The sequence below is a fragment of the Nocardioides dongkuii genome (assembly GCF_014127485.1).
GTDB lineage: Bacteria > Actinomycetota > Actinomycetes > Propionibacteriales > Nocardioidaceae > Nocardioides > Nocardioides dongkuii.
In genome coordinates, this window is the sequence record NZ_CP059903.1 from 2,454,469 (window position 1) to 2,481,462 (window position 26,994).

Below are 26,994 nucleotides of genomic sequence, written 5' to 3' on the forward strand. Positions count from 1 at the left end.
CCGACGGCCGCGCTGACCATAGAACGTGTTCTCGTTCGTGACAACGACCACATCGCCAGGAGGTCCCGCCCCCGCGGAATATTTGTGGCATCCGTCCCATCCCTTGGCGGACGGGGTTTCCCGCGGACCCTCCAGATGGGGGACGATGCGACCTGTGGACCCCTCCTCGCCCTGGTCGTCGTTCGCGCACGACCCCCGCGACCCGGCGTACGCCGGGCTGCGCGCCTCGGACCGTGACCGCGACGTCGTGCACGGCGTGCTCGACGAGGCGTACGCCGACGGCCGGCTCGACCTCGAGGAGCTCGACGAGCGCCGCGCGGCCGCCGCCGCGGCGCGCACCCTGGGCGACCTCCCCCCGCTGGTCGGCGACCTGGTGCCCGCCGTCCCCGCGGCCCGGCCGCCCTCCACCGACCTCGCGCGGGCGACGCCGGAGACGATCCACGAGCTGGCCGTCGCCGCCTGGCGCAGGGACCTGCGGGAGGCGGTCGCGACCTTCCTCGTCCCGTCAGTCATCTGCCTGGTGATCTGGGCAGTGGTGATGTTCGGGGGCTTCTTCTGGCCCGCGTTCGTGATGCTCGGGACCGGCGCGAACCTGCTCCAGACCCTGCTGCGACGCGACGACATCATCGCCGACCACGCGCGGAAGCTGGAGAAGAAGCAGGCCCGGGCGCTGCGTCCGAAGGGGGACGGCGCGTGACCGGCCACCTCGGCGACCCCCCGGCCGAGGCCGGGACGCGGGAGCGGCGGCACCAGGTCCTTCCGGTGTTCGGCAAGCACCCCTCCGCGGTGCTCCTCGGTGCGCAGCTGCTGGCGGTGCTGATCTATCCGTTCCTGCGCGACTCCACCCCCGGGCGCGCCCTGCTGGGCGTGGTGCACCTCGGGATCGTGCTCACCGCGCTCTGGGCGGTGCGCCGCTCCCCCGCCCTGCTGTGGGTCGCGATCTGCCTCGGCGGCCCCGGGATGGTGTTCACGGTGCTCGAGGCGTTCTCACCGGACACCGGCTGGATCGTGCTCGTCTCGGCCCTGCTGCACGCGCCGTTCTACTTCTACGTCTCCTACGGGATGGTCCGCTACCTCTTCCACGACGACCGGGTCACCCGCGACGAGCTGTTCGCGACGGGCGCGGCGTTCACCGTCGTCGCCTGGGGCTTCGCGTACGTCTTCGTCGCCGTCCAGGTGATCTGGCCGGGGTCCTTCATCGGCGCCGAGGGCGGTACGGAGCGCGACTGGTTCGAGCTGCTCTACCTGTCGTTCTCGACGCTCACCAGCGTCGGCCTCTCCGACGTGGTGCCGGTCCTCGACCACGCCCGGTCGCTGGTGATGATCGAGATGGTCGTCGGCGTGCTGTACGTCGCGCTCGTGGTCGCCCGCCTGGTCGGGCTCACCGTGAGCCGCAGCGTGCACGGCCCCACGCGCTGACCGCACCCGGAAGGTTCGGCGTCAGCAGTCCCAGCCGGCCGGCCGGAGCCCCCTGGGGAGCCGGGAGACCACCAGCCGGTAGGACTCGTCGACCGCCTCCAGCAGCTCCTCGTCGGGGATCGCGTTCCCGAACGCCAGGTCGTTCCAGCCCGACCGGCCGAGGTAGGCCATCACGCTCGCGGCGCCGGGGTAGCGCGCCAGCCACTCGTCGGCCACCTCGCGGGTCGGGCCGGCCTTGACCCCGACGCCGGTCGCGCCGACGAACGCGAAGATCTTCCCGCGCTCCCCGGGCCCGACCTTGATCACCGGGTGGTCGTGCCCGCCCGGTCCCTCGCCCCACGGGAAGTCCGGCCACGCGCCGGGCTTGGCCAGGCAGTGGGCCAGCAGGGCCTCGGGGGTCATGGGTCGAACCTAGGCGAGCGGAGCGCGTCGCGTCACTCGCAGGAGGGGCAGACCAGCCGGATCGGGACGTCGGCGCAGAGCGGCGGCCCGTTCGCGACGAACGGGCGGGCGCCGGCCGTCAGCCGGGGCACCTTGGCACCGCCGCACCCGCGGCACGCGGTCGGGTCGTGCTTGCGCTCGGTCGCGGTCATCGCCGCCGTCCGCTCGGTTGTCATACCCGTCCGGTATCCGGTGTGCTGCGGATCACACCCGCGGGCGGTCGGTTCCGTCGCTCACCCGGTCGCCCCCGCCTCCAGCGCGACCCGGTCGATCACGCGGCGTGCCCGGCGCCGGTAGCGCAGCACCTGGACCAGCCCGAGCGCCCACACGGCGTACTGCACGCTCATCGCCCAGCGGAACGCCGCCGGCTGGTAGTCGGTGCTGCTGCCCGGCGTGCGCCAGTCGAGGACCAGCCCGATCGCCACCACCAGCAGCAGGCTGGCGACGAACCCGGCGACGTTGATGATCCCGGTCGCGCTGGCCAGCCGCTCGGCGGGGTTGGAGGTGCGCCCGACGTCGAAGCCGATCACCGACCCCGGCCCGCCGACCCCCACCACCAGGGCCAGCACGACCAGCAGCGCGAACGGCGCCGGGCCCGGCCAGGCGAGCACCACCGTCCAGGTGGCGGCGATCGCGCCGACGATCCCCAGGACCATCGAGGAGCGGTGCCACGGGTGCCGGGCGACGAACCAGCCGAGCACCGGTCCGGCGACCACCACCGAGACCACGATGAGCGTGAGCAGCAGGCCCGCCTCGGCGCTCGAGCGGCCCTCGCCGCGGACGAAGAACGGGTAGCCCCACAGCAGCGAGAGCGTGGTGGCGCTCGACTGGGTGCAGAAGTGGATCCAGAAGCCGAGCCGGGTGCCGGGGTGGGACCACGAGGCCGCCAGGCTGGCCCGGGCGGCGGCCGGCGAGAGCGGCGTCCCGCGCAGGTTGCGGCTCGCGGGGGCGTCGCGCAGCAACACCGCGCCGACGGCGGCCAGCACCACCCCGAACGACGCCGTGACCAGGTAGGCGCGGGTCCACCCGACGCTGCCGAGCGCCCAGGTCATCGGGACCGCCGCCCCGATCGCGCCGAGCTGGCCGACGGTGCCGGTCAGCTGGGTGAAGATCGGGATCCTGCGCGGCGGGAACCAGACCGCGAGGATCCGCAGCACGCAGATGAACGTCATCGCGTCCCCGAGGCCGACGAAGAACCGCGCCACCAGGGCGACCGGGTAGCTCTCGGCGAGCGCGAACGCCGCCTGTGCCGCGGAGAGCAGCAGCGCCCCGGTCAGCAGCACGCTGCGCGAGCCGAACCGGTCGACCAGCAGCCCGACCGGGACCTGCATCGCGGCGTACACGAGGAGCTGGAGCATCGTGAACGTCGCGAGCTGGGAGGCCGAGATGCCGAACCGCTCGGTCGCCTCGAGCCCGGCGACCGCGAGCGAGGACCGGTGGAAGACCGCCAGCACGTAGACCGCGAGCCCGACCAGCCAGACCGTCAGCCCGACCCGGAAGGACGGCGCCGGGTCGCTCACGGCGTCGATCCTAGGTGCTGCCCCGGACCTCGCGGACGGCCGTCCTGCGGGTCTCCTCGTGAGGGGTCTCGATACGCTCGCTGGCGCTCGCTACTCGACCAACGAGGTCACGAGCCACTCGCTGGTCGAGTAGCCCCGAGGAACGAGGGGCGTATCGAGACCCCTCGGTCGGCGCTCCCTCCTCACTTCGTTGCTTCCATCATCTGGCGGAGCTCCTTCTTGAGCTCCGAGATCTCGTCGCGCAGCCGGGCGGCGAGCTCGAACTGCAGCTCGGCGGCGGCGTTGCGCATCTGGTCGGTGAGGTCCTGGACCAGCTGGGCGAGGTCGGCGCTGGGCATGCCGGCCAGGTCGGCGGCGTGCTTGCCGGCGTCGCCGGAGCGCAGGGCGGGCACCGGCTGCTTGGCCTTCACTCCCCCGGCGCGGCCCTTGGCCGCGGTGCCGGCCCAGGTCTCGAGCAGGGCCTGGGTGTTCTCGTCCTCGCGGGCCAGCATCTCGGTGATGTCGGCGATCTTCTTGCGCAGCGGCTGGGGGTCGACGCCCGCGGCCAGGTTGTAGGCCACCTGCTTCTCGCGGCGCCGGTTGGTCTCCTCGATCGCCTTTTCCATGGAGGGGGTGATCTTGTCGGCGTACATGTGCACCTGGCCGGACACGTTGCGGGCCGCGCGACCGATGGTCTGGATCAGCGACTTGTCGGAGCGCAGGAAGCCCTCCTTGTCAGCGTCGAGGATCGCCACCAGCGACACCTCGGGCAGGTCGAGGCCCTCACGGAGCAGGTTGATGCCCACCAGCACGTCGTACTCGCCCATCCGGAGCTCGCGGAGCAACTCGATGCGACGCAGGGTGTCGACCTCGGAGTGGAGGTAGCGGGTGCGGATGCCGGCGTCGAGGAGGTAGTCGGTGAGGTCCTCGGACATCTTCTTGGTCAGCGTGGTGACCAGGACCCGCTCGTTGCGCTCGGTGCGCAGCCGGATCTCGTGGATCAGGTCGTCGATCTGGCCCTTGGTCGGCTTGATGACGACCTCGGGGTCGATCAGGCCGGTGGGCCGGATGATCTGCTCCACGGTGTCGCCACCGACCTTGTCCAGCTCGTAGTCGCCGGGGGTCGCGGAGAGGTAGATCGTCTGCCCGATCCGGTCGAGGAACTCCTCCCACCGCAGCGGCCGGTTGTCCATCGCGCTCGGCAGCCGGAAGCCGTGGTCGACCAGGTTGCGCTTGCGGGACATGTCGCCCTCGTACATGCCGCCGATCTGCGGGACCGCGACGTGGGACTCGTCGACGACGAGCAGGAAGTCCTCGGGGAAGTAGTCGAGCAGGCAGTTCGGCGCGGAGCCCCGCGGGCGGCCGTCGATGTGCATCGAGTAGTTCTCGATGCCCGAGCAGGACCCGACCTGCCGCATCATCTCGATGTCGTACGTCGTGCGCATCCGCAGCCGCTGGGCCTCGAGCAGCTTGCCCTCGCGCTCGAACTTGGCCAGCTGGTCCTCGAGCTCGAGCTCGATGCCGCGGATAGCCCGCTCCATCCGCTCCGGGCCGGCGACGTAGTGGGTCGCGGGGAAGACGTAGAGCTCCTCGTCCTCGGTGAGCACCTCGCCGGTGACGGCGTGCAGCGACATCAGCCGCTCGATCTCGTCGCCGAAGAACTCGATCCGGACCGCGTGCTCCTCGTAGACCGGGAAGATCTCCAGGGTGTCGCCGCGGACCCGGAAGGTGCCGCGGGTGAAGCTCATGTCGTTGCGGGTGTACTGGATCTCGACCAGCCGGCGCAGGATCGAGTCGCGGTCGTGCTCCTCGCCGACGCGCAGCCGCAGCATCCGGTCGACGTACTCCTGCGGGGTGCCGAGGCCGTAGATGCAGGAGACGGTGCTGACGACGATCACGTCGCGGCGGGTCAGCAGCGAGTTGGTCGCGCTGTGCCGCAGCCTCTCGACCTCCTCGTTGATCGAGGAGTCCTTCTCGATGTAGGTGTCGGTCTGCGGGACGTAGGCCTCGGGCTGGTAGTAGTCGTAGTAGCTGACGAAGTACTCGACGGCGTTGTTCGGGAACAGCTGGCGCAGCTCGTTGGCGAACTGGGCGGCCAGCGTCTTGTTGGGCTGCATGACCAGCACCGGGCGCTGCAGCTGCTCGGTCACCCAGGCCACGGTGGCGGTCTTGCCGGTGCCGGTCGCACCGAGGAGGACGACGTCCTCGACCCCCGCCCGGATCCGCTGGGTGATCTCCTTGATCGCGGCCGGCTGGTCGCCGGATGGCTGGTAGTCGGACTCGACCTTGAACGGCGCCACCCGGCGCTCGAGATCGGTGACAGGGCGCATGCAACCAGCGTAGGCGGGCGCACCGACAAGCCCGGATCGGCCCGGATCGGCCCGTCGCTCAGCCCGTCTTCGGCCGCCACACCCGGACGTCGGCGACCAGGCGACCGGCCGGGCCGTCCGCCCGCTCGGACCAGTCCTGCCCGCCCGCGACCACCAGCGCGGACCCGACGGCGGCCACCGTCTCGTCGTACGTCGCCGGGGTCTGGTCGGGGACCTCCACCCAGCGCCCGCGCACCGCGTCGACGACCCAGCCGTGGTCGTACTCGTAGGCGGCCTCGCCGTCGCCGACGACCCCCGCGAGATCGCCCGCGCCCGACGGCCGGTCGGCGGGCAACGGGCCCCAGGTGCCGGTCGCGGGGTCGAGCACCGCGCCGCCGTCGTCGCCGAAGTGGCCGTTGAGCCACACCCGGCCCGCGACGCTCCACGCCTGGTAGCCCTCCGACGGGGCGCCCGGCAGCCTCGTCCACGTCCCCGTGGCGCCGTCGTACGCCGCGGCGAGCTTGCCGCCCCCCTCCCCCTCGGTCGAGCCGAAGGCGAGCAGCCGGTCACCGTCGGCGACGACGAACCGGTCGAAGACCTCCGGCAGCGGGTCGTCGGGCAGGTCGGTCCCGGCGCCGGTGACGGGGTCGAGGAGCCGGTCCGCGCTCTCGCCCTGCTCGTCGGTGCCCGAGACGGCCAGCAGGCGCCCGTCGTACGGCACCAGGGCCGAGACGCCGCTGCGCCCGCGCGGCACCGTGGCGAGGACGTCCCAGGTGTCGGCGTCCGGGTCGTAGCGCAGCAGCTCCGCGGGGCCCGTGCAGTCCGCCCCCGACCGGCACGACGCGAGGAGGAAGGCGTCCCCGTCGAGCACCGCGCCGACCGCATGGCTGAACCCGAAGGGGGCGTCCGCGACCTCGCGCCACTCCCCGGTCGCCAGGTCCACGACCGCACCGTCGGCCAGCCGGGGAGAGTCGGGGTAGAAGCAGTCCGCGGTCGGCGGGCACAGCCACTCCCAACCGCCGACGACCAGGACGTGCCGCTCGTCGAGGCCGAGCACCGAGGAGCCGATGCGCCCGCTCAGCGGGCCCGGCGGCAGCGTCCGCCAGCCCGGGCCGACCGTCGACGCCGCTGCGGACGACGCGGGCGGGGGGTCGCTCGTGCCGGTCTCCGCGCCGCATCCCGCCGCGGCCAGGACGAGAGCGGGAAGGGCCGGCAGCAGGCGCGATCGCATGCCGTGCAGACGCGCGCCGACGGCCTCCGGTTCCCCATCGCAGCCGGGTCGCTAGATTGACCCGGTGGGTAGCCGAGTCCAGTCCGTCCCCGAGCGGATCGTGCGGATCGCCCGGCGCACGCTGCTGACGGTGTTCGGCGTCCAGCTCGCCCTTGCGGTCGGCATGTCGCTCGTCGACTCCTACCGTCGTCGCGGGAAGAAGCCGAAGCCGTTCCCGGTGACCCCGCCGCGCACCGTGTCGGTGGGCGACAGCACGCTGCGGACCTACACCTACGGCCGAGACCTGTACGCCGACATGCTCGCCGCGATCGACGGCGCCCAGCGGCAGATCCTCTTCGAGACCTACATCTGGAAGGGCGACGAGATCGGCGAGCGCTTCAAGGCCGCGCTCGCCGCCGCCGCCGACCGGGGCGTCGAGGTCTACTGCATCTACGACAGCTTCGCCAACCTCGTCGTCTCGCCCCGGTTCAAGCGCTTCCCGTCGAACATGAAGGTGCTGCGCTACCCGCTCTACCCCGCCGGGTGGCGGTTCTTCGACGTCGCCCGCTACGGCCGGGACCACCGCAAGATCCTCGTGGTCGACGACCACGAGGGGTTCGTCGGCGGCTACAACATCGGCTCGGCGTACGAGACCGAGTGGCGCGACACCCACGTGCGGATCACCGGACCCGCGGTGTGGGACCTCAAGCGCGCCTTCGCCGACTTCTGGAACCTCAACCGGCGGCGCCGCATCCGCGCCAGCGAGCGGCCACTGCTGCTGGAGACCGCCTCGACCTGGGAGCCGGTCATCCGGTTCCACCGCAACGTGCCGAAGCTGTGGATGTTCCCGATCCGGTCGGTCTACCTCGAGGCGATCGCACGATCGAGCGTCCGGGTCTGGATGACGCAGGCCTACTTCACCCCCGACCAGGACTTCGCCGACGCGATGAAGGCCGCCGCGCGGCGCGGGGTCGACGTACGCCTGCTGGTGCCGCTGAAGTCCAACCACATCGTCGCGGACTGGATCTCGCGCGGGTACTTCTCCCAGCTCCTCGACGCCGGGGTGCGCATCTTCCGGTTCCGCGACGCGATGGTGCACGCCAAGACGCTCACCGTCGACGGCACCTGGTCGACGGTCGGCACCGCCAACATCGACCGGCTCAGCCTGCAGGGCAACTACGAGATCAACGTGGAGGTCTTCGACGAGGCCTTCGCGCAGACCCTGGAGGAGATCTTCGCGGTCGACCAGGGCAACAGTCTCGAGCTCACCAGCGCGGAGTGGGAGGCACGCGACCTGCACCGGAAGTTCACCGAGGCGACGCTCGCCCCGCTGCGCCCGCTCCTCTGAGCGCTGCCCCCGCGCTCCGGACCCGCCACGACGCCACCGCCAGCACGACGAGCACGGCCACGATCCCGACGGCGACGACCCAGGCCGGCACCCCCACCCACAGGGCGACGAGCGACGTCACGAAGAGGACGACGGCCGCGGTCGACAACCACAGGGTGGCGAGCAGGCCGACGACGAGCGGACCCGCGCGGCTCGGTTCGTCTCGGTCGGTCACGGTGCTCACCGTGCCGCCGCGGGACCGTCCTGGCAAGGACCTCCGGCACGACACCCCGTAGCGGCGCTCAGCGGCGGGTGACCCGGGCCGGCAGGTGGGTGCGCGGGGCCATCCGGGGGCCGTGCCGGGGCCGCCGGAGCCCCGCCGCCACGACCAGGGCCTGCACCCGGCCGCGGTGCGGGCGCCACGGGTCGAGGAACTCGGCCAGCGCGTCGTCGTCGAACGGCTCGCCGGTCAGCGCCCAGCCGATGTCCTGGGCGACGTGGTAGTCGCCGAAGGAGACCGCGTCGGGGTCGCCGTGGGCGCGCTGCAGGGTCTCGGCGGCGGTCCAGACGCCGACGCCGGGGAGCGAGCGCAGCCGGCGCTCCGCCTCGCGGTGCGGAAGCCCGGCGGTGCGCTCCAGCGACTCGGCGACCCGCGCCGCGGTGACCACCGCGCGTGAGCGTGCGGGGTCGATGTGCATCCGCAGCCACTCCCAGGACGGCACCGTGCGGAGCGCGTCCGGGGTCGGCTGCACCCACAGGCCCCGGTCGGCGCCCGGGCCGGGAGCGGGCTCGCCGTAGCGGTGCACCAGCATCCGGAACCCGGCGAACGCCTCCTGGCCGGTCACCTTCTGCTCGATGATCGCCGGCACGAGCGACTCCATCACCAGCCCGCTGCGCCCGATCCGGACCTCGCCGTGGCGCCGCGCCGCCTCGACGAGCACCGGGTGCCGCGGCTCGAAGCCGCTGGGGTCGTCGTCGTCGCCGAGCAGCCCCGGGACCGAGGCGAGCGCCCAGTCGGCGCCGGGGCCCCAGGCCTCGGCGTGCACCTCGCCGTCGCCGGGCCGGGACCAGACCACCAGCGTCGCCGGGCCCTCCGGGGTGCGCAGGCCGCGCCAGTGCCGCTCGCCGTCGAGGCGGTACGTCGGGTCGCCCGCGCCGCGGCGGCGGTGCAGCAGCATCCCGCGGACCGAGCAGGGCCGGCCGGGACGCCACACACAGGTCCGGGAGCTCACCCCGGCGACGGTATCCGACACCTCCGACACGTCTGAACACACCGCCGACACCGGGGTGGAACCTGTTCTAGTCTCCCTGCCATGGCCCTGCAGACCACCGACCGGAACCGCGTCCGGACCCTGACCCTGGACCGTCCCGAGGCCCTCAACGCCTTCGACGAGGCGCTCTACGACGCGACCGCCGAGGCGCTGCTGGCCGCCGCCGAGGACCCCACGGTCGCCGTGGTGGTGATCACCGGCGCCGGCCGCGCGTTCAGCGCCGGCACCGACCTGCTCGAGATGCACCGGATGGCGACCGACCCCGACTTCCAGCGCGGCGAGCACGGGTTCATCGGGCTGGTGGACGCGCTCGCGGACTTCCCGAAGCCGCTGCTCTGCGCCGTCAACGGCATCGGGCTCGGGATCGGGACCACCATCCTGGGCTTCGCCGACCTCGCGTTCATGTCCTCCACCGCGCGGCTCAAGTGCCCCTTCACCTCGCTCGGGGTGGCGCCGGAGGCGGCGTCGTCGTACCTGCTCCCCCGGCTGGTGGGCCGGCAGGACGCCGCCTGGCTGCTGCTCTCGGCGGAGTGGGTCTCCGCGCAGGAGGCGCTGGCGATGGGCCTGGTCTGGCGCGTCTGCGAGCCCGACGACCTGCTGCCCGAGACGCTCCGGCACGCCGAGGTTCTGGCCGCGCGCCCGATCTCCTCCCTGGTGGCGGTCAAGCGCACGATGACCGAGCCGCTGCGCGAGGGGGTCCGCGCCGCCCGGGAGCGGGAGAACGCCGCGTTCGCCGAGCTGATGGGCGGCCCGGCCAACCTGGAGGCGCTCGCCGCGTTCGCCGAGGGGCGCGCGCCCGACTTCACCTCGCTGCCGCCCGGCTGGTGAGGGACGCTGGTGCGGTGAGCGACTGGTTCTCCGTGACCGAGGTCGGCGACGGGGTGACGCTGGTCCAGGAGCCGCACGTGCACCCGTTCCTCCGGTCCAACACCTGGCTGGTCCGCGGCAGCCGCCGCTCCGTCCTCGTCGACTCCGGGCTCGGCGTGGTCCCCCTGCGCGCGGCGCTGCCCGACCTGCTCGGCGACCCCGGCCTCGTCGTGGTGCTCACCCACGCCCACCTCGACCACATGGGTGGCGCGCACGAGTTCGACGAGGTGTGGGCGCACCCGGCCGAGCCGTGGGAGCAGCCCGGCCGGGGCTCGCTGCGCGGCCCGGAGCTGGCCCGCGTCCTCGGCGGTGACCTCGACCTGCCGGCGAGCCTGCTGGAGGCGCCGCCCTCCCCGGCGTACCGCCCGGACGACTACGTCCTGCACCCGGTCCGGCCCACCCGGGCCCTCCACGACGGCGACGTGCTCGACCTCGGGGACCGCACGCTGGAGGTGCTGCACCTGCCGGGGCACTCACCGGGCAGCATCGCGCTCCACGACCGCGACCGCGGCACGCTGTGGACCGGCGACGTGCTGTACGACGACGAGGTGCTCCTCGACGGGCTGACCGGCTCGGACCCCGACGACTACGGCCGCAGCCTCCGCCGCCTCGCCGCGCTCCCGGCCGGCGCGGTCGGCACCGTGCACGCCGGCCACGAGCCGAGCTTCGACGGCGACCGGATGCGCGCGCTGCTCGACCACCACCTCGCCCGCTAGGCCGGCGGGCTCCGTCGGCGGGCTCAGGCGAAGGTCGCGTCGGCCGTGCGGACGACCCCGGCGACGCGGCCCGGGGCGCGGTGGTTCTCCCAGTAGAGGTTGGTGTGCGCGATCGCCAGGTCGGGCGTGGGGGCGCCCCACTGGCTCTGGTCCTCGGTGGTGTGCGCGTCGGCGACCAGCGTCGCGTCGTACCCCCGCACCAGCGCGCCGTGCAGGGTCGCGCGGATGCACTCGTCGGTCTGGGCGCCGGCGACCACGAGCCGGCCGATGCCGCGCTCGGCCAGCACCTGCTCGAGGTCGGTCTCCTCGAAGGAGTCGGCGTAGGTCTTGTGCACGACCGGCTCGGCCTCGTCGACCTTCAGCTCGGCGACGTACTGCCAGTCGTCGCTGCCGTGCGGGAGGTGCTCCGGGTGCGAGTGCTGCACCCAGACCACCGGCACCTCCTCGGTGCGGGCGCGGTCGACGAGCGCGGCGACGTTGGCGACCACGGCGTCGCGGTCGTGGGCGCCGGCCAGCACGCCGTTCTGGACGTCGATGACCACGAGGGCGGTGTGCGGGCGGTCCTGGAGAGTCGTCATCCGACCAGGCTAGGGTCGATTGCGGACGATCTACTTCCTGATCGGAGCGGAGCCTGATGAGCGTCGACGGCAGCCCCACCGCCCGGGCCCTGCTGGCGCTCGAGCTGCTGCAGAACAGCCCCGGGATCACCGCCGAGCGCCTCGGCCGGCGGCTCGGGGTCACCGCCCGCGCCGCCCGGCGGTACGTCGAGATCCTGCGCGAGGCCGACATCCCCGTCGAGTCGGTGCGCGGCCCGGCCGGCGGCTACCGCCTGGGCCGCGGCGTCCGCCCGCCCCCGCTGCTGTTCACCGCCCCCGAGGCCCTGGGCCTGGTGATGGCCGCGCTCGACGGGCACCACGACGCCGCGGACCCCGCGGACCCGGTGGGCAGCGCTCTCGGCAAGCTGCTCGGGGTGCTGCCGCGCCCGGTCGCCGCCCAGGCCGAGGCGCTGCGGCGTACGGCGGCGCCGGTCCCCGACCGTGGTGCGTCCCGCCCGGACCCCGCGACGACCGTGGCCCTGGTCGAGGCGTGCGCGGCGCGGCGGCGGGTCCGGCTCGGCTACCGCACCGGCTCCGGCAGCGAGCGTGACCTCGAGGCCGAGCCCTGGGCGCTCGTCGTCCGGTACGGGCGGTGGTACCTGCTCTGCCGCTCCGTCGCCGCGGACGCGGTCCGGACCTACCGGGTGGACCGGGTCACGAGCGTGCACGTCCTGGAGACCGGCTTCGAGCCGCCGGCCGACCTCGACCCGGTCGCGGCGCTCGAGGAGAACCTCGCCGTGGGCTGGGAGCACGACGTCGCGGTGCTCATCGACGCGCCGCTCGACCGGGTCGCGCCCTGCGTCCCCCGGACGCTCGGACGGCTGGAGCCGGCCGGCCCGGACGCGACGCGGCTGGTGGGCTCCACCGACAACCCCGCCTGGTACGCCGAGCAGGTGGCCGGCCTGCCGGCGCCGTTCCGCGTCGAGGGCGGCCCCGAGCTGCGCGCCGCGGTCGAGGCGCTCGGGCACCGGCTGCTCGCGTCGGTCGGCATCAGCGAGGCATGAGCCAGGCATGAGTCGGTCGTCTCTGGGAGGCTGCGGGAGAACCCGCCAGGACAGGGAGAACCGATGACCACGCACGTCGCCGACAGCCACGGCCTGATCCGCGTCCACGGCGCGCGGACGAACAACCTCAAGGACATCAGCGTCGAGCTGCCGAAGCGCCGGCTCACGGCGTTCACCGGGGTGTCCGGGTCGGGCAAGAGCTCGCTGGTGTTCGGGACCATCGCCGCGGAGTCGCAGCGGCTGATCAACGAGACCTACAGCGCGTTCGTGCAGGGGTTCATGCCCAGCCAGGCGCGGCCGGACGTCGACGTGCTCGACGGGCTGACCACCGCGATCATCGTCGACCAGGAGCGGATGGGCACCGACCCGCGCTCCACCGTCGGCACCGCGACCGACGCCCACGCCATGCTGCGGATCCTCTTCAGCCGCCTCGGCACGCCGCACATCGGCTCCCCCCAGGCGTTCTCGTTCAACGTCGCCTCGATCAGCGGCGCCGGCGCCGTGACCGTGGAGAAGGGCGGCCGCACCACCAAGGAGCGCCGTACCTTCAACGTCCTCGGCGGCATGTGCCCGCGCTGCGAGGGCCGCGGCGCGGTCAACGACATCGACCTCACCGCGCTGTACGACGCGGACCGGTCGCTCAACGAGGGCGCGATCACCATCCCGGGCTACAGCATGGAGGGCTGGTACGGCCGGATCTACCGCGGCTGCGGCTGGTTCGACCCCGACAAGCCGATCGGGAAGTACACCAAGCGCGAGCTCGACGACCTCCTGTACAAGGAGGCCACCAAGATCAAGGTCGACGGGATCAACCTGACCTACCTCGGCCTGGTCCCGCAGATCAAGAAGTCGTTCCTCGCCAAGGACGTCGACGCCCTCCAGTCGCACATCCGCACGTTCGTCGAGCGGGCGGTCGCGTTCAGCACCTGCCCCGACTGCGACGGCACCCGGCTCAGCGAGCAGGCCCGGTCCTCGAAGATCCGCGACCGGAACATCGCCGACCTCTGCCGGATGCAGATCAGCGACCTCGCCGCCTGGATCCACGAGCTCGATGAGCCGTCGGTCGCGCCGCTGCTCGAGGCGCTCCGCGGCACCCTGGACTCGTTCGTCGAGATCGGGCTGGGCTACCTCTCCCTCGACCGCCCGTCGGGCACGCTCTCGGGAGGCGAGGCCCAGCGGACCAAGATGATCCGCCACCTCGGGTCCTCGCTGACCGACGTCACCTACGTCTTCGACGAGCCGACGATCGGGCTGCACCCCCACGACATCGAACGGATGAACGACCTGCTCCTGCGGCTGCGCGACAAGGGCAACACCGTGCTCGTCGTGGAGCACAAGCCGGAGACGATCGCGATCGCCGACCACGTGGTCGACCTCGGCCCGCTCGCCGGGGCCGGGGGCGGCGAGGTGGTCTACGAGGGCTCGGTGGCGGGGCTGCGCGCCAGCGACACGATCACCGGCCGGCACCTCGACGACCGGGCGACTCTCAAGGACTCGACCCGCGAGCCGACCGGCGTCCTCGAGGTCCGCGGGGCCGACCGGCACAACCTCCAGGACGTCGACGTCGACGTCCCCCTGGGCGTGCTGGTCGTGGTCACCGGCGTGGCCGGCTCGGGCAAGAGCTCGCTGGTCCACGGGTCGGTCGCCGGCCGCGAGGGCGTGGTCGTCATCGACCAGGGCGCGATCAAGGGCTCGCGGCGGAGCAACCCCGCGACGTACACCGGGCTGCTCGAGCCGATCCGCAAGGCGTTCGCCAAGGCCAACGGGGTGAAGCCGGCGCTGTTCAGCGCCAACTCCGAGGGCGCCTGCCCCGCGTGCAACGGCGCCGGGGTGGTCTACAGCGACCTGGCGATGATGGCGGGCGTCGCGACGACCTGCGAGGTCTGCGAGGGCAAGCGGTTCCAAGCCGAGGTGCTGGAGTACGAGCTCGGGGGCAAGGACATCAACGAGGTGCTCACCATGTCGGTGACCGAGGCGGAGGCCTTCTTCGCCCCCGACGGCCCGGCGAAGCTGCCCGCCGCGCACCGCGTGCTCGCGCGGCTCGCCGACGTCGGGCTCGGCTACCTCACCATCGGCCAGCCGCTCACCACGCTCTCCGGCGGCGAGCGGCAGCGGCTCAAGCTCGCCACCCACCTGGGCGAGCAGGGCGGCGTCTACGTCCTCGACGAGCCGACCACCGGCCTGCACCTCGCGGACGTGGAGAACCTCCTCGGGATGCTCGACCGGCTCGTCGACGGCGGCAAGTCGGTGATCGTGATCGAGCACCACCAGGCGGTGATGGCGCACGCCGACTGGATCATCGACCTCGGCCCCGGCGCCGGCCACGACGGCGGCCGGGTGGTGTTCGAGGGCACGCCGGCCGCGCTGGTGGCCGACCCGCACACGCTCACGGGCCGCCACCTCGCGGCGTACGTCGGGGCGGCTACCGCGGCTCGGTGATCGTGACGTCGAACTCCGCGCCCGCGCCGTACAGCAGCAGGAAGCCGAGGTACGCCGCGCCCGCGGGGATCGGCGTCTCCTCGTCGAAGAGCGCGAAGCCGCCGGTCATCGGGGCGCAGTCCTCGTCGTAGGCGTAGACGAAGAACTCCCCGATCGGCACCGAGCCGCGGTACGTCGCGACGTGCATGCCGTCGCCCGCGCCGGCGGGGAGCTTGGTCATCCACGCGTCCACGCCGTTCGCCGACGGCAGCCCCGGGCAGGTCGCCGCCCAGGACAGCTCGGTCACGCCGGGCCGGTAGGGGTCGAGCCCGAGCAGCGACCCCTGGGCGGGGTTGCCGACCGCGACCGAGCCGTGCGAGGTGACCGGCTTGTCGGGCTTGGGCTGCTTCGGCGTGATCCCCTTCGCGGTGCCGAAGGCCTGCACCTCCGCGACGACGGCGGTGGACGCGCTCTCCGCGGTCGAGCCGAGCACGGACTCCGCGACCGCCCGCACGAAGCGCGCCTCCACGGGCTTGCGCAGCCGGTAGGTCTTCAGCGCCAGGTCGGGGACGGCAGGACGCGGGCCCCGGAACCGGAACTTCGCGGCCTGGACGGTGCGCCACTTCTTGCCGTCCTTCGAGGTCTGCACCAGGACGTTGCGCGCCGCCGCGAAGCGCGGCAGACCGATCGGCTTGAGGACGCTGACCGCCACGGTGCGGATCGTGGACTTCTTCTTCAGCTTCACGGTCACCGACTGGTCCGGCCCCGAGTTGTACGGCGCGGTCCGCGCGGCGGTCTGCCAGCTGCTGGTCTCGGTGTCGTCGACGAGGTTGGACGCCGGCAGCGCCGTGGCCTGGCTGGTCGCCTTGACGACCTTGGCCCCCGACGACTGCGAGAGCAGGTTGGGTCGGAGGCGGACGGTCTTGCGGGTGACCGTGCCGGCCTTCAGCGGCACCGACAGCCGCTGGATGCCGAAGCCCGGCGCCTGCAGGGTCAGCCGGCGGGTGCCCGGGACCATCGCGGCCGTGCCCTTGCCCTTCGTGTTCGTCACCAGGATGGGCGTGCCGCGGCCCTCGAACATCCCGCCGAGGACGCGGACGCCCTTGGCCGGCTTGCCGGTGGAGTCGTTGACCAGCGTCAGCCGCAGCACGCCGTTCTGCTTCGCGCCGGGCACGTCGAAGCCGGGCTTCGGGTCGGTGTCGGTCTCCCCCGCCGTGCGGGCGGAGACGCCCATGCCGCGCTCGGCGAACGCCTTCCAGACCAGCGCGGTGTAGCGGTCGCCGTACCGCAGCTCGGCGGCCTTCAGGATCGCGTCGCGCATGTCGAGGAACGACGGCGCGGGGGGCGAGATCGGCATCGCGTCGGTGACCAGGTGCTGGGCGATGTCGCTGGCCTTGACGTGGTCGCCGCCGACGGCGCCGAGGATCTTCTCGCGCAGCGTCCACAGGGTGGCGGTCCAGATCTCGCCGTCCGAGTGCACCTCCGGCCCGGACATGTCGTAGCCGTAGTCGCCGTACGTCGCCGGGCTGGTGGCGTAGTTCCAGTTGCGGATGCCGCGCTGCGGGTCGCCGACGTACGGCGCGGTCACGGCGGTGCGGGTCAGGCCGCGGCGGAACAGGTCGTTCATCGCGTACCAGTCGCCCCAGCCCTCCCCCATCGCCCCGGACTGGACGGTGCCGAGCGAGCCGAGCCCGCCGCCCCCGACGTACCGGTTGGAGAGGCCGTGGACGTACTCGTGCTCGATGATGCTGGCGTCGAAGTCGCCGTCCCGCGCGGGTGCCTCGAAGACGTCGTCGGAGTACTCCCAGAGGTACATGTTCGTGAACGCCGGGATGCCGTCCGGGAGGGTCAGCATGTTGGCGTTGTTGCGGCCGAGCGGCAGCACCGGCTCGGTCAGGTTGAGGGCGCCGGACTGCGCGCCGCCCATGATCGGGTCGCCGCCGAGACCCAGGCCGTCGGCACCGTTGTTGACCAGCTGGAAGTTGCCGGCGGTCTCGGTGAAGCCGAACTCGTAGAGCTCGTCGTGGATCCGGTTGTGGTGGTAGAAGAGGTTGGTCGCGGCGGCGTTGGCGTCGGCGATGTAGGAGCCGGTGGCGCCGTTGGACGTCGCCCAGGAGTCCGGGAACGGGAAGTTGAACTGGCCGGTGGGGCTGACCGGGCGGTTGTACTGGTCGGCCGCGACCAGCGGGACGGTCCAGGCGATCGCGGTGTTCGCGTTGTTGCCGAGCGTGGTGATGCCGGGCAGCCCGGCGAGACCGGTGGGGTCGAGCCAGCCCGCGGGCGACTGCTTCGTGGGGCCGAAGCTGACGATCTTCGGCTTCCCGCCCTTGGCCGCGCCGGGGTAGTTCTCGTAGACGGTGCCCTCGGAGTGCGCCACCAGCGACTTGCGCAGCAGCGGCTTGCCGGTCGTGGCGTCGGTGATCACGACCCAGGCCTCGTCGAGGCTCTTGACCACGAGGACGGCGTACGCCGCGCGCCCGCCGGTCGGCGTCGGGAAGGCGATCTTGCGGACCCGCAGCACGTCGGCGAGCGGTCCCTTGCTGAACACCTGGTAGCCGGCCTGGGTCTCCCCCGTCGCCGTCGGCGCGAGGTCGAGGCCGGGGAGCAGGTCGCCGACCGTCCTCGTGACCGCCTCGAGCGGGCTGAGGTCGAAGGAGCCGAGCAGGGACGTGCTGCGCACCGGGTTGCCGCTGTAGCTGACGACGCGGCCGTCCCGGTCGACGAGGACGGTGAGCACGCCGCCGTACCCGGACTCGACGCCGCCGAAGGTCTGGCTGAAGCTCACGACCTTCGCGCCCACCCCGGGCAGCTCGTGGTCCCGGATCAGGGCGAGGTCGGCGACGTCCGCGGAGGAGAGCCCGAAGGCGGTGGCGTGGCCGGCCAGCCAGGAGCGGGCGATGTCGACCGGCGAGCCGGCGCTCGGCCCGGCGAGGACGCCGCCGGTGCGGGCGATGGTGCGGGGCGTGCCCTCGGCGTTCCAGGTGACCGCCGCGCCCGCGATCCGCGCGACGGCGGAGCGCTGCGTCGCGGTCGGGGCCAGCGGGCGCAGGCCGGCGCGGGCGTCGAAGGCGGTGACGGGGACGCCCTCGCCCAGCGACGGGAGCAGCGCCCGGACGGTCTTGCTGAGGGGCGGCGCGGAGGAGGCGCTGGTAGCGGCGTCCGAGAGGGCCGGGGTGGCCACGAGCGCGGCGGCGAGGGTGGCGGCGAGTGCGGCGCCGCGCCGGGTGCGGAAGAGGGTCACGCCTCTGGAACGACCCACCGCGCGCCGCGTCACGGGGTCACTTCCCGGACCAGACCTCCCCCAGGTCGGTCGGGTGCCCCAGCCCGCGCAGGGCCTGGACGGCGGCGTCGACCGCCGCCAGCGTGTAGGGGACTGCCCGCCGGCCCTCGGAGATCTTGTGCATCCTGACCTGCACCTGGGTCGACGGCTCCACCTCCACGACGGTGAGGTCCACGGTGGCCCGGAACAGCCAGGTCCGAAGAGGCGGCACCACCGTGGCCAGGATCCAGTCGCCGTCGAGGAGGAACGCCCTCATGAACGTCCCGACCCGCAGCCGGGCCCGGCCGGGCTCGCGCTCGCGCTGCTTGAACTTCGCGGCCCTCAGTGTGCCCACGAGGACGTCGAGGGCCAGCTCGGGGGCCGCCGACGTCGTGAGCGTCACCGTGGGGGTGCTGTGCAGGTAGGGCTTCATCGATCCTCTGGGTCCTGGTGTCGGCTTCTGTCGGGACCCCGTGCGGGAGGGCGACCGCCTCGGGGTCAACGCATGACGACGTAGTAAAACCGGTCCTCGGGGCAGGTCGCCACGGTTTCACCGCACTCCGCCGACGCCGAGGTCGACCGCCGCCCGGTCGTGCGAGGTAGTGCGCGTGCCAAGCGAGGTGGGTCGTTCGCGTCGATCGCCAGTCGCCGGAACATCACGCCCCGAACGCCAGACCTCTCACGGTGCCGTGGCCGGGCGCAGCAGCGCGAGGTCCCGTCGGACGTAGCGCAGGTGCGCCCACTCCTCCTCCAGGATCACGCGCACGCAGTCACCGACGCTGGGATGCCAGTCGCCCCCGCCCCACGGGTTCTCGCGCTCCTCGGCGAGCAGCTCGGCCGTCGCCGTGGCGAGGAAGTCGGTCACCTGCTGCTGACGCTCGGCACGCACCGCGAGGACCTCGTCGTACGACGGCGGGTCCGCGCGGAAGACGGACATGTCGAAGCCCATCTCGCCCGCGCCGGTGAAGATCTGGCCGATCTCGTGGAACGGCTGCTGCACCCGCAGGATCCCGCCACGGAGCCAGGCGTCGGTCGCCAGGACGAGGTGCCGCAGGGTCTGGGCCAAGGACCACTCCCCCTCGACGTGGGCGTCCACCAGGTCCGACGGGGTGTCCGCCACCGTCGTCTGCCACGCGGCCTGCACGGCGACCCAGCCCTCCCGCAGGCCCTCGGGCGTCTGGGACTTCTGGAGCTCGCGGCCCGGGAACTGCCGGTTGAGCTCGGCATCGACCAGCGGGACCACGTCCACCCCGTTGACCAGGAGGCTGCCGAAGAACAGGTCGTGGCTGTCGATGTCGAGCCCGTCCACGTCGACGCCGCGCATCGTCACCCCGCTGACGTCGGAGAACCGCAGGGCGGCGCCCTTGAAGCTGGCCTGGACGAAGGTCGCACCCTCGAACTCGTTCGTGCCGGAGTAGGTCGTCATCGCCTCATCATCACCCGATGTCGGGCGAGGGCGTCGGGAGACGGCACCGCCTCGCCGGAAACGCTGCCTCTCGCCATCCTGGTAGCCGATGATGACCGCGTGCAGAGACGTCCAGCCCGCACGGCGCCGGCCACCATCGCGACAGCCGCCGCGACGCTGGCCCAGAGCGCTGCGTTGATCGTGCTCACCGTCGGCATCGCCTTCGTCATCACCGAGGCCGGCCTCTTCGATGCGATGAGCCACAGTGTGTGGATCGCGGGGCTTTGCGGTCTGCTCGTGACGGCGAATCACGAGCGCCGGCGGCAAGCGCGGGCCGAGGCCGACGCCGACGCCGACGCCGACGCGAGCTGAGCTATCCGGCCGGTCCGCCGCGCGCCGGAGCCCTTCGCTCACTCGTCTCGAGGAGGTACCGCCGTGCGAGCGTCGTGGCGACGACGACCACGACAGCGCCGGCCGCCGCGCAGAAGCCGAGCATCGTGACGCCGATGATCCACAGGCCGTCGGCGTCGGGAGCGGTCCCCCAGTCGACGGAGGCGATGAGGACCAGGCCGGTCGGTGGGCCGGCCGCAGCGGCGTACGGCGAGCCGAACCAGGCGGCTGCGACGACGATGACGAGGAAGGTGAGGCCGAGGCCGACCCCTTGCCACGTCTCGTACGGTCCGCTGCTCTGACCGGTGACCGGGTCGTCGAACCTCGGGGCGTGGAAGCCCAGCCAGGACAGCCAAGCGCTCACCGTGAGCACGGCCGTCGTCGTGGCTGTCAGGGCTGCGCGCATGATCGACCGTCTCTCGCTCGTGTCGTCCGGGCCCACGGCTCGTCCCGTGGCACACCTCCACTCTCGCGTGCGCGTGTGGCCGGCGCCTGAGCACGGATGCTCAGCTCTCGGACTCTGCGCACCGGTCAGAATGGCCGGATGCTGCTCGCCGACGTCGTCGCCACCTCCGCCACCGTGGCGGCGACCCGCTCCCGCAAGGCCAAGGTCGCGGCGATCGCGGCGCTGCTCGCGACCGCGGAGCCCGACGAGCTCGAGGTGGTCACGGCGTACGTCGGGGGCGCGCTGCTCCAGCGCCGCACCGGCCTCGGTGGGCGCGGCCTCGCTTCGCCGCCATCTCCCGCAGAGACGCCGTCGCTGTCGGTGCTCGAGGTGCACGCGGCGTTCGACGCGCTCGCGGCGCTCGAGGGACCGGGGTCGCAGGCGACCCGGTCCGCGGCGGTCGCGTCCCTCTTCGGGCGCGCGACCGACGCCGAGCAGGCCTGGCTGCGCGGGGTCGTGACCGGCGCCGTGCGACAGGGCGCCCTCGACGCGCTGGTGCAGGAGGCGGTCGCCGCGGCGGCCGGCGTACCGCTCGCGGTCGTCCGCCGCGCCGCGATGCTCGCCGGCTCGACCGTGGCGGTGGTGGGCCGGGCGTTCACCGGCGGCTCTGCCGCGCTGGCTGAGGTGGGGCTGGAGGTCGGTCGTCCGGTGCTGCCGATGCTCGCGTCGTCGGCGAAGACGGTCGCCGAGGCGGTGGCCAAGGCCGGCGGCGGCACGGTCGCCGTCGACACCAAGCTGGACGGGATCCGGATCCAGGTGCACCGCTCCGGCGACGAGGTCCGGATCGCGACGCGGTCCCTCGACGACATCACCGCCCGCCTGCCCGAGGTGGTCGAGCTCGCGCTGTCGCTCCCGGCGGAGTCGTTCGTGCTCGACGGCGAGGCGCTGGTGCTCGACGACGCCGGGCGGCCGCGCCCGTTCCAGGAAACGGCGTCGCGCACCGCGCAGGCGGCCGGCGTGCGGGTCACGCCGTACTTCTTCGACGTCCTGCACCTCGACGGCCGCGACCTGCTCACCGCGCCCGGCGACGAGCGGCTCGCCGTGCTCGAGGGGTTGGTGCCGGAGGCGTACCGCGTCCCGCGCGTGGTGACCGACGACCTCGACGCCGCCGAGTCGTTCGTCGCGGAGGTGCTCGCGGCCGGCCACGAGGGCGTCGTGGTGAAGAAGCTCGCCGCGCCGTACGACGCCGGCCGGCGCGGCGCCGCGTGGGTCAAGGTGAAGCCGGTGCACACGCTCGACCTGGTCGTGCTCGCGGTCGAGTGGGGCTCGGGCCGCCGCGAGGGGACGCTGTCCAACATCCACCTCGGCGCGCGCGACCCGGACACCGGCGGCTTCACGATGTTGGGCAAGACGTTCAAGGGGATGACCGACGAGATGCTCGCCTGGCAGACCGAGCGGTTCACCGAGCTCGCGGTCGACCGGTCGACGATGCGCGACCACTACGTCGTCCCGCTGCACCCGGTGCAGGTCGTGGAGATCGCCATCGACGGGCTGCAGCGTTCGACGCGCTACCCCGGCGGGCTCGCGCTGCGCTTCGCGCGGGTGCTGCGCTACCGCGACGACAAGACCGCCGACGAGGCGGACACGATCGAGACGGTGCGCGCGCTGGCGTGAGGTGGCGCCGGTGCGCCCGGGTCCTCACAGCGGCCGCTTGAGCCCCTCGTGGCTCGCCTCGTAGCCGAGCCGCTCGTAGAACCGATGGGCGTCGGCGCGCGTCTTGTCCGAGGTCAGCTGGGCGAGAGTCGCGCCGTGCCGCCGGCCGTACTCGTGCGCCCAGTCGAACAGGGCGGTGCCGAGCCCGGAGCCGCGCGTGCTGGGTGCGAGGCGGACCCCCTCGACCTGGAGGCGCTTCGTCCCGCCCCGCGCGAGGCCCGGGATGAGCGTCAGCTGCATCGTGCCGACGACGTCGCCTCCCTCGTCACGGACGGCGAGGAGCAGCTGGTTGGGGTCCCGGTCGATCTCGCCGAAGGCCGCCAGGTAGGGCGCCAGGTCGGCCGACTCCCGCTGCGCCCCCAGGACGTCGTCGGCCAGCAGGGCCACCAGGGCGGCGACGTCGGACTCCGTAGCGCGAGCGACCTCGTACCGCCGTCCGTCCACCGAGAGTGTCGTCACGAGGACCCCTCGTCAGCGCGCGCTGAGCTGGACCGAGACCCGGCCGGCCTCGACGTGCCAGCGCTGGTCCAGGTCGACGTTCTCCAGCAGCCGCCGGTCGTGGGAGACGAGCAGCAGCGCCCCGTCGTACGCCGCCAGCGCCTGCTCGAGCTGCTCGATCGCGGGCAGGTCGAGGTGGTTGGTCGGCTCGTCGAGGACGAGCAGGTTGACGCCGCGCGCCTGGAGCAGCGCGAGCGCGGCGCGGGTGCGCTCCCCCGGCGAGAGCCGCCCGACCAGCGAGCCCACCTGGTCGGCCTTGAGCCCGAACTTCGCGAGCAGCGTCCGCACCTCGGCCGGCGTCTGGTCGGGTACGACGGCCTCGAACGCGTCGCCGAGGGTGCGGTCCTCGGGCAGCCCGGTGCGCGCCTGGTCGATCTCGCCGACCGCGACCGACGCACCCAGCGAGGCGGAGCCGGCGTCGGGGCGCTCGTGGCCCAGCAGCAGCCGCAGCAAGGTCGTCTTGCCGGCGCCGTTGGGCCCGGTGATGCCGATCCGCTCCCCCGCGTTCACCTGCAGCGACAGCGGGCCGGCGGTGAAGTCGCCCCGGCGCAGCACGGCCTCGTTGAGCGTCGCGACGACGCTCGAGGACCGCGGCGCGGCCGCGATGCTGAACTGCAGCGCCCACTCCTTGCGCGGCTCCTCCACCTCGTCGAGGCGGGCGATCCGGGACTCCATCTGGCGCACCTTCTGCCCCTGCTTCTCCGACGACTCGGTCTGGGCACGGCGACGGATCTTGTCGTTGTCGGGGCTCTTCTTCATCGCGTTGCGCACCCCCTGCGAGCTCCACTCGCGCTGGGTGCGGGCCCGCCCGACGAGGTCCGCCTTCTTGTCGGCGAACTCCTCGTACGCCTCCCGCGCGTGCCGCCGGGCCACGGCGCGGGCGTCGAGGTAGGCGTCGTACCCGCCGTCGTAGACCGACACCTGGTGCTGTGCGAGGTCCAGCTCGACGACCCGGGTGACGCACCGCGCCAGGAACTCGCGGTCGTGGGAGACCAGCACCACGCCGCTGCGCAGCCCGCGGACGAACGATTCCAGCCGCTCCAGCCCGTCGAGGTCGAGGTCGTTGGTGGGCTCGTCGAGCAGCACCACGTCGAAGCGGCTCAGCAGCAGCGCGGCCAGCGCGGCGCGCGCGGCCTGGCCTCCGGAGAGCGAGGTCATCAGCGCGTCCGGGCCGACGTCCAGGCCGAGGTCGGCGAGCACGGGCGGCAGCCGGTCCTCGAGGTCCGCGGCGCCGCTCGCGAGCCAGTGGTCCAGGGCGACGGCGTACGCGTCGTCGACGCCGGGTACGTCGCTGCCCAGCGCCGCGGCAGCCGCCTCCATCGCCTCGGTGGCGGCGGTCGCGCCGGTACGGCGCGCGACGTACGCCGCCACCGTCTCGCCGGGCACCCGGTCGTGCTCCTGCGGCAGCCAGCCGACGAACGCGTCGGCGGGCGCCCGCGACACCGACCCGGCCATCGGCTCTGCGGCCCCGGCGAGCAGCCGGAGCAGCGTGGACTTGCCGGCGCCATTGGCCCCGACGACGCCCACCACGTCCCCGGGCGCCACGGTCAGGTCGAGGGACTCGAAGAGGATGCGGTGGCCGTGGCCGCCGGCCAGGTCCTTGGCCACCAACGTCGCGCTCACCGGGTGAGCCTATGAGCGTCAGCCAGCAGTCCCGGTGTCGGCCCCTGTGTCCGTCCCCGGAGGTTGAGCAGCGAAGGACGCCCTGGGGTGTCCCCGGAGGTTGAGCAGCGAAGGCGCCCTGGGGGTGTCGCCGGTGGTTGAGCAGCGAAGGCGCCCTGCGCCTGAGCGATGTCGAAACCCGGTGAGCCGAGCTGGTGCCTCGATCGAGGTGGGCGCGTTGGCTGCGGGGGACGCTCCTATGTTGCGTCAAGGGGTGATGGTGGGTTCTCGAGGCGTCGGTAGAGGTCGCGGGCGATGTAGCGCTTGAGGCATCGGCGGATCTCGCGGGGGTTCTTGCCTTCGGTGGCACGGCGGGCGGTGTAGTCGCGGGTGGGTTGGTGGCAGCGTTGCCGGGTGATGGCGATGGTGTGCAGGGCGCGGTTGAGTTGTCGGTCGCCGTGGCGGTTGAGGCGGTAGCGGTTGGTGGTTTGGCCGGAGTTGGCGGGGATGGGTGCGGCGCCGGCGAGCATCGCGAAGGCTGCTTCGGAGTGGATGCGGCCGGGGTGGGACCAGGCACACAGCACGATCGCGGCGGTGATCGGTCCGATCCCGGGTTGGTCGAGGAGGTCTGGGCGCCAGGACTTCACGATGGCGGTGATGGTCTTCTCGTAGTCGTCGGCCTCGGCCTGCAGGTGTTGGCTGCGGCGGGCCAGGGTCCGCAGTGTGGTCACGGTCGTGGTGGTCTCGAGGTCCCAGGTGGTGTGGGTGCGCATCGCGGCGGCGGTGCGGATCATCGTTTTCAGTTGCTGGCCTCGGAAGCGGCTCCGGATCTGTTCGGGGGCGGCGATGATCAGGGCGAACAGTTGCCGTTGCGCATCGCCGGCTGCCTGGATCGCTGAGCGTCGTGCGGTCACCAGGACGGCCAGGGCTTGGCGGTCGCCACCGGTGCGTGGGGTGCCGAGTCGGGGTCGGGCTAGGGCCTCGCGGGCGGCGCGGATCGCGTCGAGGGGGTCGGACTTCGCGCCGTTGCGGCGCTTGGCCCGCACGGGCCGGTCGAGCTCGATGACGACCTCGCTGCGCTCGCTGAGGACCCGGGTCAGGCCGGCGCCGTGGCTGCCGGTTCCCTCGATCGCCCAGGCACGCAGCGCGGCGTGACGCTCGGTGAACTCGATGAGCTCGGCGTAGCCCTCGCAGGTGGCCTCGACGGTGATCTCACCGAGCACTCCACCGGTACGGGCATCGACGACGGCAGCCGAGTGGGTGTGCACGTGGGTGTCGACGCCGATGACGACGTCGACTACCTCCCGCAGGTCGATCGAGTCAGTCAGACTGGTCATGCGTTCTCTCCTTGCCGGGACGGGGACGTGGTTCCGGTCCGGGACGGAGAATCGGCAGGACTGTGATGAGACACGTCGGGCGCCGCTAACGCCAGGCGGTCAAGCTCCTGATCAGGCCAGCTCCTCCGACCTGGGCCGGGGCCGACGACCACGAGCGGACAAGTCCCGAGGAAGGCACCTCTAAGTCCCCAAGGACTCGCAGGGCCAGTCTCGACAGGGGTCACGCCCGCGGCCGTCGTACCCACAGCCCATCAGTGATCAGGGCTGCAAGGAAAGACTCACAGTCTCGACAACGCTCGACCACCGGTTGCCGGAGGTTGAGCAGCGAAGGCGCCCTGGCGCCTGAGCGGTGTCGAAACCCGGTGAGCGAAGGCAGGGCCTCAATCCAGGACTCCGCGTTGGCTGCGGGGGTCTCGACAACGCTCGTCGCTGGCGCTCCTCGCTGCTCGACCACCGGTCGCCGGTCGCCGGAGGTTGAGCAGCGAAGGCGCCCTGGCGCCTGAGCGTTGTCGAAACCCGGTGAGCCGAGCTGGGGCCTCGATCGAGGTGGTGGGGACGCTGCACGGGGACGGCGTCCCTCACCGGGCTCAGTCAGAGGGACGCCATCGACGGGCCGCGGCGGTGGTACGACGTGCGTCGCACCAGGCAATCCAGGCGGTGCGCAGGCGCGGGGACTTGGCGGGCGATCCGTCGCGTCGAGCACGGAGGTCGGAGCGCAACCACTCGGGGACCTCCGCCACCTCGATCGCCGCGGTCTTGGTGAGGAGACTGCCTGTCGCCAGGGCGTGTCGCCCGCGCGCCATGGAGGTCAGACCGAGATCGGTGATGACCGGGTCGAGCCACCACCACGGGCGGCATACTGCCGCTGCCCAGTACCCGGTGAGCTCGGCCTGCGCGGCACGGCGCACGTCGTCGTCGCTCATGGGCGGCAGCACGGTCTGCGGCGGGCGTCCGAGGACGGCGAACCCATGCCGGTCGAGCTCCGCCCTCACGATTCCCGAGAGGGCGCGGTCGACGAGTGCGCCGTGCGTCCAGGTTGGATGACGGGCGACGGGGTCGAAGAGGGAGGCAGCCACGACATAGATGCACCCGAGGGATGCCTCTGCGAACCTAGCGTCCAGATCGCGATGGACGGCGACGAGAGCCGACCGGCGCTCCCCGTCGATCGGTCGGTCGACGAGAGCGACGAGGTCGAGATCGCTCACCCCGGGCCGGTGGTCACCGGTGGCTGCGGAACCGCCGACGAAGAGGTCGGTCACCCAGCCCAGGGAACGCAGGTGCCGGGCCAGGGCCTCGACCGCCGGCGGGGTGCTCACCTCGTCGATCAT

At 72.9% G+C, this 26,994-nt stretch carries 25 protein-coding genes; 9 read left to right on the forward strand and 16 right to left on the reverse strand.

Annotated features, from left to right (window positions below):
• The first annotated feature begins 154 nt into the window (after window positions 1-154).
• Window positions 155-697 carry a DUF1707 SHOCT-like domain-containing protein gene (locus tag H4O22_RS11850; RefSeq protein ID WP_220451149.1) on the forward strand — a complete coding sequence of 181 codons (543 nt, stop codon included), beginning with the start codon at window positions 155-157 and terminating at the stop codon, window positions 695-697.
• The gene (locus H4O22_RS11855; protein WP_244962938.1) at window positions 694-1,419 is read left to right on the forward strand and encodes a potassium channel family protein; all 726 of its coding nucleotides are present in this window, start codon (window positions 694-696) and stop codon (window positions 1,417-1,419) included. The genes H4O22_RS11850 and H4O22_RS11855 overlap by 4 nt, the downstream gene beginning before the upstream one ends.
• Window positions 1,420-1,440: 21 nt before the next feature.
• On the opposite strand, the gene H4O22_RS11860 is transcribed toward H4O22_RS11855, so the two are convergent.
• From H4O22_RS11860 to H4O22_RS11880, 5 genes are all read right to left on the reverse strand, one after another.
• The gene (locus tag H4O22_RS11860) at window positions 1,441-1,821 is read right to left on the reverse strand and encodes an MmcQ/YjbR family DNA-binding protein (RefSeq protein ID WP_182523611.1); all 381 of its coding nucleotides are present in this window, start codon (window positions 1,819-1,821) and stop codon (window positions 1,441-1,443) included.
• A gap of 32 nt (window positions 1,822-1,853) precedes the next feature.
• Window positions 1,854-2,036 carry a hypothetical protein gene (locus H4O22_RS11865; protein WP_182523612.1) on the reverse strand — a complete coding sequence of 61 codons (183 nt, stop codon included), beginning with the start codon at window positions 2,034-2,036 and terminating at the stop codon, window positions 1,854-1,856.
• A 57-nt stretch (window positions 2,037-2,093) separates the two neighbouring features.
• Window positions 2,094-3,380 carry an MFS transporter gene (locus tag H4O22_RS11870; RefSeq protein WP_244962939.1) on the reverse strand — a complete coding sequence of 429 codons (1,287 nt, stop codon included), beginning with the start codon at window positions 3,378-3,380 and terminating at the stop codon, window positions 2,094-2,096.
• Window positions 3,381-3,562: 182 nt separating this feature from the next.
• On the reverse strand, window positions 3,563-5,689 hold the full coding sequence (gene uvrB / locus H4O22_RS11875; RefSeq protein WP_182523613.1) for an excinuclease ABC subunit UvrB: 2,127 nt from the start codon (window positions 5,687-5,689) through the stop codon (window positions 3,563-3,565).
• Window positions 5,690-5,747: 58 nt separating this feature from the next.
• On the reverse strand, window positions 5,748-6,899 hold the full coding sequence (locus H4O22_RS11880) for a Kelch repeat-containing protein (protein ID WP_182523614.1): 1,152 nt from the start codon (window positions 6,897-6,899) through the stop codon (window positions 5,748-5,750).
• Window positions 6,900-6,963: 64 nt separating this feature from the next.
• On the opposite strand from H4O22_RS11880, the gene H4O22_RS11885 reads away from it, so the two are divergent.
• On the forward strand, window positions 6,964-8,226 hold the full coding sequence (locus H4O22_RS11885) for a phospholipase D-like domain-containing protein (RefSeq protein WP_244962940.1): 1,263 nt from the start codon (window positions 6,964-6,966) through the stop codon (window positions 8,224-8,226).
• On the opposite strand, the gene H4O22_RS11890 is transcribed toward H4O22_RS11885, so the two are convergent.
• Entirely contained in the window at window positions 8,186-8,440 is a 255-nt protein-coding gene (locus H4O22_RS11890) for a hypothetical protein (RefSeq protein ID WP_182523615.1), read from the reverse strand. The two genes, H4O22_RS11885 and H4O22_RS11890, sit on opposite strands and share 41 nt — an antisense overlap.
• Before the next feature lie 67 nt (window positions 8,441-8,507).
• A complete protein-coding gene (locus H4O22_RS11895; RefSeq protein WP_244962941.1) occupies window positions 8,508-9,437 on the reverse strand; it encodes a DNA-3-methyladenine glycosylase family protein in 930 nt (309 codons plus the stop codon).
• Between the two features lie 81 nt (window positions 9,438-9,518).
• Here H4O22_RS11895 and H4O22_RS11900 point away from each other — a divergent pair, with 81 nt between their 5' ends.
• Together H4O22_RS11900 and H4O22_RS11905 are read left to right on the forward strand one after the other, a co-directional pair.
• On the forward strand, window positions 9,519-10,304 hold the full coding sequence (locus H4O22_RS11900; RefSeq protein WP_182523616.1) for an enoyl-CoA hydratase/isomerase family protein: 786 nt from the start codon (window positions 9,519-9,521) through the stop codon (window positions 10,302-10,304).
• Window positions 10,305-10,318: 14 nt separating this feature from the next.
• Complete coding sequence (locus H4O22_RS11905) at window positions 10,319-11,059, forward strand: MBL fold metallo-hydrolase (RefSeq protein ID WP_182523617.1); 741 nt, start codon at window positions 10,319-10,321, stop codon at window positions 11,057-11,059.
• A 23-nt stretch (window positions 11,060-11,082) separates the two neighbouring features.
• Here H4O22_RS11905 and H4O22_RS11910 read toward each other — a convergent pair whose 3' ends face one another.
• Window positions 11,083-11,637 carry an isochorismatase family protein gene (locus H4O22_RS11910; protein WP_182523618.1) on the reverse strand — a complete coding sequence of 185 codons (555 nt, stop codon included), beginning with the start codon at window positions 11,635-11,637 and terminating at the stop codon, window positions 11,083-11,085.
• 56 nt (window positions 11,638-11,693) lie between these two features.
• Here H4O22_RS11910 and H4O22_RS11915 point away from each other — a divergent pair, with 56 nt between their 5' ends.
• Window positions 11,694-12,659, forward strand: coding sequence for a helix-turn-helix transcriptional regulator (locus H4O22_RS11915; RefSeq protein ID WP_182523619.1), 966 nt, complete (start codon window positions 11,694-11,696; stop codon window positions 12,657-12,659).
• Between the two features lie 63 nt (window positions 12,660-12,722).
• Window positions 12,723-15,098, forward strand: a complete 2,376-nt coding sequence (locus H4O22_RS11920) for an ATP-binding cassette domain-containing protein (protein WP_182523620.1) — start codon at window positions 12,723-12,725, stop codon at window positions 15,096-15,098.
• Here H4O22_RS11920 and H4O22_RS11925 read toward each other — a convergent pair.
• The 3 genes from H4O22_RS11925 to H4O22_RS11935 all read right to left on the reverse strand — a co-directional run bounded on the left by H4O22_RS11925 (window position 15,082) and on the right by H4O22_RS11935 (window position 19,762).
• Entirely contained in the window at window positions 15,082-18,318 is a 3,237-nt protein-coding gene (locus H4O22_RS11925; protein WP_182523621.1) for a M36 family metallopeptidase, read from the reverse strand. The two genes, H4O22_RS11920 and H4O22_RS11925, sit on opposite strands and share 17 nt — an antisense overlap.
• Window positions 18,319-18,355: 37 nt before the next feature.
• Window positions 18,356-18,769 carry a hypothetical protein gene (locus tag H4O22_RS11930; protein ID WP_182523622.1) on the reverse strand — a complete coding sequence of 138 codons (414 nt, stop codon included), beginning with the start codon at window positions 18,767-18,769 and terminating at the stop codon, window positions 18,356-18,358.
• A 246-nt stretch (window positions 18,770-19,015) separates the two neighbouring features.
• Window positions 19,016-19,762 (reverse strand): DinB family protein, encoded by a 747-nt coding sequence (locus tag H4O22_RS11935; protein WP_182523623.1) that lies wholly within the window; start codon window positions 19,760-19,762, stop codon window positions 19,016-19,018.
• A gap of 99 nt (window positions 19,763-19,861) precedes the next feature.
• On the opposite strand from H4O22_RS11935, the gene H4O22_RS11940 reads away from it, so the two are divergent.
• A complete protein-coding gene (locus H4O22_RS11940; RefSeq protein ID WP_182523624.1) occupies window positions 19,862-20,113 on the forward strand; it encodes a hypothetical protein in 252 nt (83 codons plus the stop codon).
• Between the two features lies 1 nt (window position 20,114).
• Here the strand turns inward: H4O22_RS11940 and H4O22_RS11945 are convergent, their stop codons facing one another.
• On the reverse strand, window positions 20,115-20,537 hold the full coding sequence (locus H4O22_RS11945) for a hypothetical protein (RefSeq protein ID WP_182523625.1): 423 nt from the start codon (window positions 20,535-20,537) through the stop codon (window positions 20,115-20,117).
• Between the two features lie 138 nt (window positions 20,538-20,675).
• Here H4O22_RS11945 and H4O22_RS11950 point away from each other — a divergent pair, with 138 nt between their 5' ends.
• On the forward strand, window positions 20,676-22,190 hold the full coding sequence (locus H4O22_RS11950) for an ATP-dependent DNA ligase (protein ID WP_182523626.1): 1,515 nt from the start codon (window positions 20,676-20,678) through the stop codon (window positions 22,188-22,190).
• 24 nt (window positions 22,191-22,214) lie between these two features.
• Here the strand turns inward: H4O22_RS11950 and H4O22_RS11955 are convergent, their stop codons facing one another.
• The 4 genes from H4O22_RS11955 to H4O22_RS11970 all read right to left on the reverse strand — a co-directional run bounded on the left by H4O22_RS11955 (window position 22,215) and on the right by H4O22_RS11970 (window position 26,994).
• Window positions 22,215-22,688, reverse strand: coding sequence for a GNAT family N-acetyltransferase (locus H4O22_RS11955; protein WP_182523627.1), 474 nt, complete (start codon window positions 22,686-22,688; stop codon window positions 22,215-22,217).
• Between the two features lie 12 nt (window positions 22,689-22,700).
• Complete coding sequence (locus tag H4O22_RS11960; RefSeq protein WP_182523628.1) at window positions 22,701-24,350, reverse strand: ABC-F family ATP-binding cassette domain-containing protein; 1,650 nt, start codon at window positions 24,348-24,350, stop codon at window positions 22,701-22,703.
• Window positions 24,351-24,586: 236 nt separating this feature from the next.
• The gene (locus H4O22_RS11965) at window positions 24,587-25,666 is read right to left on the reverse strand and encodes an IS110 family RNA-guided transposase (protein ID WP_182523629.1); all 1,080 of its coding nucleotides are present in this window, start codon (window positions 25,664-25,666) and stop codon (window positions 24,587-24,589) included.
• Between the two features lie 587 nt (window positions 25,667-26,253).
• Complete coding sequence (locus H4O22_RS11970; RefSeq protein ID WP_182523630.1) at window positions 26,254-26,994, reverse strand: nucleotidyltransferase domain-containing protein; 741 nt, start codon at window positions 26,992-26,994, stop codon at window positions 26,254-26,256.